This is a genomic window from Desulfosporosinus metallidurans (genome assembly GCF_001936615.1).
Taxonomy (GTDB): domain Bacteria; phylum Bacillota; class Desulfitobacteriia; order Desulfitobacteriales; family Desulfitobacteriaceae; genus Desulfosporosinus; species Desulfosporosinus metallidurans.
Genome location: NZ_MLBF01000099.1, coordinates 1 through 7,158, shown reverse-complemented (window position 1 = coordinate 7,158; position 7,158 = coordinate 1). Strand labels below are relative to the sequence as shown.

General features: G+C 43.3%; 6 protein-coding genes and 3 tRNA genes. 8 read left to right on the top strand and 1 reads right to left on the bottom strand.

The window, feature by feature from the left end; all coding sequences use genetic code 11:
- Positions 1–659, top strand: a 659-nt coding sequence (locus DSOL_RS25140) for a deoxyguanosinetriphosphate triphosphohydrolase family protein (protein WP_075367449.1), incomplete at its 5' end; no start/stop codon positions are given.
- 110 nt (positions 660–769) lie between these two features.
- Here the strand turns inward: DSOL_RS25140 and DSOL_RS25135 are convergent.
- A complete protein-coding gene (locus DSOL_RS25135) occupies positions 770–1,363 on the bottom strand; it encodes a GerMN domain-containing protein (protein ID WP_075367448.1) in 594 nt (197 codons plus the stop codon).
- A gap of 372 nt (positions 1,364–1,735) precedes the next feature.
- Between DSOL_RS25135 and dnaG the strand changes: the two genes are divergently transcribed.
- The 7 genes from dnaG to DSOL_RS25100 all read left to right on the top strand — a co-directional run bounded on the left by dnaG (position 1,736) and on the right by DSOL_RS25100 (position 6,738).
- Entirely contained in the window at positions 1,736–3,589 is a 1,854-nt protein-coding gene (gene dnaG, locus DSOL_RS25130) for a DNA primase (protein WP_075367447.1), read from the top strand.
- Positions 3,576–4,763, top strand: a complete 1,188-nt coding sequence (gene rpoD / locus DSOL_RS25125; RefSeq protein WP_075367446.1) for an RNA polymerase sigma factor RpoD — start codon at positions 3,576–3,578, stop codon at positions 4,761–4,763. The genes dnaG and rpoD overlap by 14 nt, the downstream gene beginning before the upstream one ends.
- A gap of 89 nt (positions 4,764–4,852) precedes the next feature.
- Positions 4,853–4,927 (top strand) — tRNA-Asn (locus DSOL_RS25120).
- Between the two features lie 21 nt (positions 4,928–4,948).
- Positions 4,949–5,023, top strand: a tRNA-Ile gene (locus DSOL_RS25115).
- Between the two features lie 97 nt (positions 5,024–5,120).
- Positions 5,121–5,195: transfer RNA gene (locus tag DSOL_RS25110), tRNA-Val, on the top strand.
- Positions 5,196–5,542: 347 nt separating this feature from the next.
- Positions 5,543–5,845: a gamma-glutamylcyclotransferase family protein gene (locus tag DSOL_RS25105; RefSeq protein WP_170871619.1), complete on the top strand. Its 303-nt coding sequence runs from the start codon at positions 5,543–5,545 to the stop codon at positions 5,843–5,845.
- A gap of 260 nt (positions 5,846–6,105) precedes the next feature.
- Positions 6,106–6,738, top strand: coding sequence for a hypothetical protein (locus DSOL_RS25100; protein WP_075367444.1), 633 nt, complete (start codon positions 6,106–6,108; stop codon positions 6,736–6,738).
- Positions 6,739–7,158 lie beyond the last annotated feature (420 nt).

Below are 7,158 nucleotides of genomic sequence, written 5' to 3'. Positions count from 1 at the left end.
GTCACACCCCCTTCGGACACGTCGGGGAGGAGGCCCTGAGACGGATTATTAGTCACTTTGAGCATAATGAACAGTCGATCCGCATCTTAAAGGTGTTGGCCCGTGAGGGCCACGGCTTAAATCTCACGGAGCCTGTTCTCGATGGGATTTTACATCACACCGGAGAAGGTATCCCTAAGACCTTAGAGGGGCAGATTGTGAAAACTGGAGACAGGATTGCTTATCTTTGTCATGATTACGATGATGCTCTGCGGGCAGGTTTACTGATCCAAAGCGATTTGCCAGAGACTGTTAAGCGGATACTCGGAGAGAAACCGAGCGATATGATTACCACGATGGTGGTTGACATGATTGAGGCATCAAGTGGAAAAGATCATATTGAACAGACGGTTGAGGTCAGAGATACCATGCAGGAATTCCGGAATTTTATGTTTGCAAGGGTTTATAACAGCCCAACTTTACGCGAAGAACGACGAAAAGGGCAATACATTGTTCAGGCCCTTTTTGAATATTATAGACAGGATATATCCAAATTACCGGAGAACTTTTTAGAGTGGGCTAACGGAGATGAAACTCAAGCGGTTGTTGACTATATATCCGGGTTGACCGATAATTACGCGATCGATCTGTTCCAGAGCTTGTTTGTTCCTCTACATTAACATTTAATCAGTAAAGAAAAAGCCAAAGAAGAGAGGACCCTCACAACATCTAGCGGGTTCTCTCTTCTTTTAGTAAATAACAAGTTTCATTATCGCCTGAGCATCATTTGTTAATTTTTAACATTTAAACTTTCATTTGGCTTCAGTGGAGTATCGGTTGCGAGATTCCCCAGAATTCCATCGAGTTTTTTCCCTTCTAGGAGAAATTGAACACTGTGAACGTTAGAAAGAGTCGTTAAGGTGTTCACAATACTATAAATCGTCATTTGTTCGCTAGCAGATCCACCGCTAAAGTTCTTCTGAAACTCTTTAGATAGATTTATTGTCGCAACGCCGTCTGAACTTACTGACGCACTTAGAAGGTTCGTCCCTTGAGGAAGTGGTTTTTCCGACCCAGAAGGAGGAGTCGCCAGTTCGTTAAACATGGCCTTAATAACTTCGTCATCATTTAAGGTGACTGTTCGATCTGTGGCTACTAAGCCGGTGGCATCCGAATTCGGGAAATAGAGAGTTAGCTTTACGGAGTGCGGGGCTGGTTGAGTGGGAGTGGTCGCTGCGGGCTGAGTAGGGGCTGTGCTTTCAGGTGCAGGAGTGTTATTCGATGGTGTGACGGCTTGTGTTTTAGTACACCCTGTCAAAAAGAGTCCAGCAAATAACAGAGCAACGAGCGTAAATACGAGAGTGTTAAATGAACGTCTGAACATAATCTATCCACCTTCCTCATAAAGTTCATTATTTGTAGCAAACCGCTCATAATAAAAAGATGAAGGGATAGGGTTTACTGCTTATATACTAACATGCTTTTTATCTGTGTGAAAGAGTGGTCGGGATTCATCTTTGTTGGGGAAGTTATGGGGTCCATCTTTTGCACAAATAATTGTCGAAGAAAGGAGGTATTATCGTCAAATAAGTAGAATTAAATTAGACGGTCAACGGTTACCTGAATCCTTTCTCAAACTAATTCTAAATTAGAGGGGCGAAAAAAGAGGATTCCGTGAAGTTTCGGCGAAGAATTGTATAAGTATAGGGTTGACAAACTAAAAAAAATGTGGGTATAAATCGAAGGGCGAAAGAACGTGGAACATAGAATTAATGAAGAATTTATTCCGGAAGAGATTATCGAGGAAGTGCGTTCGCGCGCGGATATCGTTGAGGTTGTTGCGGAGTATGTCAGCTTACAGCGTAAGGGGAAAAACTATTTGGGGCTTTGCCCTTTTCATTCGGAAAAAACACCGAGTTTTACTGTTACCCCGGAGAAACAAATGTTCTATTGTTTCGGATGCAACGTTGGAGGCAACATCTTTTCTTTTGTTATGAAGAAGGAGAATTGGTCTTTTGTGGAGAGCGTTCAGAATTTGGCATTCCGCTATGGAGTGACGCTTCCAGAGAAAGAGCGATCTCCCCGTGAGCGAGAAGAAATCCGACTCCAGCGACGTTTTGAAGAAATAAATGAATGGGCTGCAAGCTATTTTCATGATCTTTTACTGAGGTTACCGGAAGGAGAACCAGGACGTCTCTACTTTGCTAAGCGTGGGATCGACCTTGAGACGATGAAAAGCTTTCGATTAGGTTATGCTCCTGAGCGTTGGGATGGATTATTGGATTACATGCAGGGCCGAGGGGTTCAGCCGCAAGAATTGGCGGAAGCTGGGCTAGCCTTAGAAAGAGGGACGCCAGGTAAAGGTGGACAATATTATGATCGCTTCCGTAACCGCGTCCTCTTTAGTATACTGGACCGCCGCAATCATCCAATTGCCTTCGGTGGTCGAGTACTGGATGATTCACTCCCTAAGTATCTCAATTCTCCAGAGACCCCTTTTTTCAACAAGGGGCATCACCTCTATGGGATGCATCGTGCACATCAGGGAATCCGTGAGGAAGCGTACGCTTTATTAGTTGAGGGGTATATGGATGTTATTGCGCTCCAGAAAGCCGGCTTTCCGAATGCAGTAGCATCTCTAGGGACTGCTTTGACACGGGATCAAGCAAAACTTTTAAGACGGTATACACAGCGTGTCGTCATCCTCTACGATTCCGATCCAGCAGGAATTCAGGCTGCCTTACGAGGGGGAGAAATTCTGCGCGACTTTGGAATCCGTGTTGATGTTTTAACCTTAACTGGTGCCAAGGACCCGGACGAGTTTTTGAAATCTTACGGTGTGGAGGAGTTTAGAAATGCTCTTAGCAAAGTCTTAACCTATGTTGAATTTAAATATCGGACTCTTGTCCAAGATGCTCCACCGCAAAGTATCCCTGAAAAGGCGGAGTTGGTCATTAAACTTGCTCCGGACATTTTGAAAGTCATTAGTCCAGTTGAAAGGGAAGGGTATGAGCGCTTTTTAAGTTTAGAGCTGGGACTTACTTTGGAAGCAGTACAACGCGAGATAGCAAGCCAGGAAATGAAAAAACCTAAAAATGAGCGTGTACAGGAATATTCTCAACAAAAACAGGTTAATTATGTTAAAAATAGAGATAATAATATGGAGACCCTTATTAGTAAGAATAGTACTATGCACCCTCTACCAACAGTTTATTTAGGGGTTTATCGAGCTGAACGCATGATTTTGCGTATGCTGTTAGAAGATGTTTCGCATTTGCCAAAAATAAAGGCAAAGCTGGGTGAATTATTCTGGAAAATACCGGAACACCAGCAAATTTTTGATTATCTCGATCAGGATGGTGGATTGCCTGCGCACAGCGACGAATCGGTTCAAAGCCGGTTAGCTAGCTTGCTCCTGGAAGAGTTAGATATATCCCAAACTGAGCGGCTTTTAGATGATTGTATCAAGGAGATTCTTTCTACGCAAGCTGAGGAAAGAGTGGAGGATCTTCAAGCCCGCATGGCAGCTTTAGAAAAATCCGGTGACATGGCAGGGGCCATGGCTCTGTTGAAAGAGATAGGAGAGCGGTTGAAACGTGGCGAAAAGTAAGGTAAAAGGCACCCGGAACAATGATCCGAGGGAAGGCGGGGGACAGATGAGCGAAGAGCAGAAAATGGAAAGTGTCCAAGCCCTCATTCAGAAAGGCAAAACGAAGGGATCCTTAACTTACCGGGAGATTATGGATGCTCTCCAAGGGGTTGAGCTTTCTGCGGATCAAATAGATGATGTCTACCAACAACTTGGACGGATGGGAATAGACGTGGTGCCAGAGCCTGGAGAAGTTGAGCTGGAAGTGTTGAAAAAGGTCACGGATGACGATGATGATCTAATCGATGAAGCGGAAGACGAAGTAGAGGAAGAGGCGGAAGTGGATCTTTCTGTGCCTGAAGGCGTTGGAATTGATGATCCGGTTCGAATGTATCTCAAAGAAATTGGACGAGTACCTCTGCTTTCTGCCGAGGAAGAAATAGTATTGGCAAAACGTATGGAGGACGGCGACGAGGAAGCAAAACGACGTTTAGCCGAAGCCAATTTGCGTCTCGTAGTCAGCATCGCGAAGCGCTATGTTGGACGGGGTATGCTTTTCCTAGACCTCATTCAAGAGGGGAATCTTGGACTGATTAAGGCCGTAGAAAAATTCGACTATATCAAAGGGTTTAAGTTTAGTACGTATGCCACATGGTGGATCCGTCAAGCCATTACCCGTGCCATCGCAGACCAAGCTCGAACAATCCGGATTCCTGTGCATATGGTGGAAACAATTAATAAGTTGATCCGCGTTTCAAGACAACTCTTGCAGGAGTTAGGACGAGAACCGGCACCTGAAGAGATAGCAAAGGTAATGGATATTCCAGTTGAGCGAGTGCGAGAAATTATGAAGATCGCTCAAGAACCAGTTTCTCTTGAGACACCAATTGGAGAAGAGGAAGACTCCCATCTCGGAGATTTTATCCCTGATGACGATGCTCCGGCACCGGCTGAGGCTGCTTCGTTCATTCTTTTAAAAGAACAATTGGAAGAAGTTCTGGAAACATTAACTCCCCGCGAAGAAAAAGTGTTGAGATTGCGCTTTGGACTTGATGACGGGCGGACTAGGACCTTGGAAGAAGTAGGACAGGAATTCGGAGTTACACGAGAACGAATTCGGCAAATTGAAGCTAAAGCCTTGCGGAAATTACGTCATCCAAGTCGGAGTAAAAAGTTAAAGGATTATTTGGAATAAGCACGAATCGACACTAACCAAGAATTAATTTTAAAGAAAAGCTTGACTATAACGGCTGAATTACGTATAATAATCCGTGCAAAGGGCATTCCTCGATAGCTCAATGGTGGAGCAACCGGCTGTTAACCGGTAGGTTGTAGGTTCGAGTCCTACTCGGGGAGCCAATTTTGTTTTTGTCCTAGAATGGGCCCATAGCTCAGCGGTAGAGCCCCCCGCTCATAACGGGTTGGTCCTAGGTTCGAATCCTAGTGGGCCCACCATTTCAGAAGTCAGAGATCAGAAGCCAGAGGTCAGGAAAAACTACAAAACAAATTAATCTTTTTGCTTCGATCGTCTGAACGTCGAATATCGAAACTGGGGCGATTAGCTCAGCGGTAGAGCGCATCCTTCACACGGATGAGGCCACTGGTTCGAGACCAGTATCGCCCACCAATAATGTAGACAAATCTAGTTGATATAAAACGCTGAAAGCCTTGATACAAGCCAGTCTGCAAGAGGGTTTAAGGATCTACAAATTCACCGTAAAAACCCGTAAGTAACCCTAAGTTTCCGCTAGTATTCGGTCAGGATTCGGCCAGAGATTCAGCCTGAAACTCATCGATCTTAAGTCGGTGGGTTTCTTATTTAGTAATAAATATTTAAGGATAGTATATATTTTTATATAATAAAATTATTATAAGAGAAAAATTTGTGGGGGGTCGTTAAAGTGAGAGAATATGAATTGATGGTAACCTACGGAACACTAATGCAAGGGAATCATAATTACGGACGATTCAGAATTGGTAGGCGAGGGACGGTTTAAAGGTGATTTATATTGTTTGGGTGGCTTCCCAGCAGTAATGCCGGGCGATGGTGATGTAGCTGGTGAAGTCTACAAGGTGCATGTCGAAGCGATGCCAAATATTGATCGTCTCGAAGGGTATAATCTAAGGACTGATAGTGGAATGTATCTCCGCAGATGGGTTGATGTAGAGGTCGGCGCTGAAACTGTGGAGGCTCTTGTGTACATCTGGAATAGAGATCTACCGAGGAGTGCTGTTAAGTGGCAAAGTAGTAAACGGTGGGAATCACGAAGAGGATAGGAGGGAGTAAAAATGACAAAAGTAATTTATGATAATGATGAAATCGTGGCCATCTATTCTTATCCGTATGTTAAAAAAGACAATCTAAAAGACCGTCCATAATGTTTGGATTGGCCACTGGGGTGATGGGGGTCGGTGTTTTGTATGGGTTAATAGTCTCCTTATTAACTCTTTAAATTATTGTATTGTAGTATATAGCATGGTACAATAAGAAAAGACGATATTTAAAGCCGTCTGGTACAGAACAAAAGGAGTGGCCTATGAACGCAAAACCAGTCGTCATAACCCATATCTATTTTCAAACCGCCGAACTGAAACAGGCCGTAACTCTGTGGGTCCAGGAGCACAACATGTTGATTCAAGAACTCATAGAAAACCTTGCGGAAAAAATATTGGCAAGTAACGACTACAGTATTTCTGTGGATAAAGTTTATGATGATACCGTGAAAGCCCCTAATCTGAGAATGGTTACATGTGGCTTAGATTATGAATTATTGGAACGCATCGATGTGGCCGTGAAACTATCAAACCCAAATGAAGATGCAAAGTTCCGAAGCCGGTTCATTAATGAAGCTATTCGACGTTATCTAGAACCGCAACTTATTGAATCTAGGTTTCTAGAAACAACGGTGTTTCTAAATAGGGAACAGGCTGCCAAAAACCTCAAGGCGTACAGAGAGACGCTCGGTCTAAAACCCAAAGAGTTTTTACAGAAGTATTTTGATACCATGATCAGTTATCCTCAGTATTCGCTCATTGAGCGTTCTGGTACGGGTAACGTAGATCGGCTTATTGAACATTTATCAACGGTTGTTGGGTTGGATAAAATGCGTTTTTATGGGACGACGGTGGAGTTTTCTAAGTATCTTGCAGAGAAAAAGGGAAGTACATAAGTAAAATGATCGGGCCTTAGCTTAACCGCCGGGGCCTATTTTCCATTATAAGGTTTAACATATTCTTCACACAAAATTCATGGCAGAGTAACAAATATGGTTTATGATAAATACAACATATAGGCACTGCAATATAAGTTAAGAAAGAGATGTACATAGAATGAAATTGATTATCGTCTTATTATTAGTCGGCATGATTCCCTCTTTATCAAGGATGTTGTTAACTGTTGATGAGTCCTCAGACTAATTACGATTACCCGTTAATTTAGCGGTTTATATAAGCCCACCTTTTCTTATCTTTTGACCCCTCCTAGCGAGGGGATTTTTTGTAAATAAATAAGCACCTATTTTGTAGGAGCTTACTTGAGGTTTCAATATTTTAGATCTTTGGCCTCATAGTCATTCTGAATATACGTACTA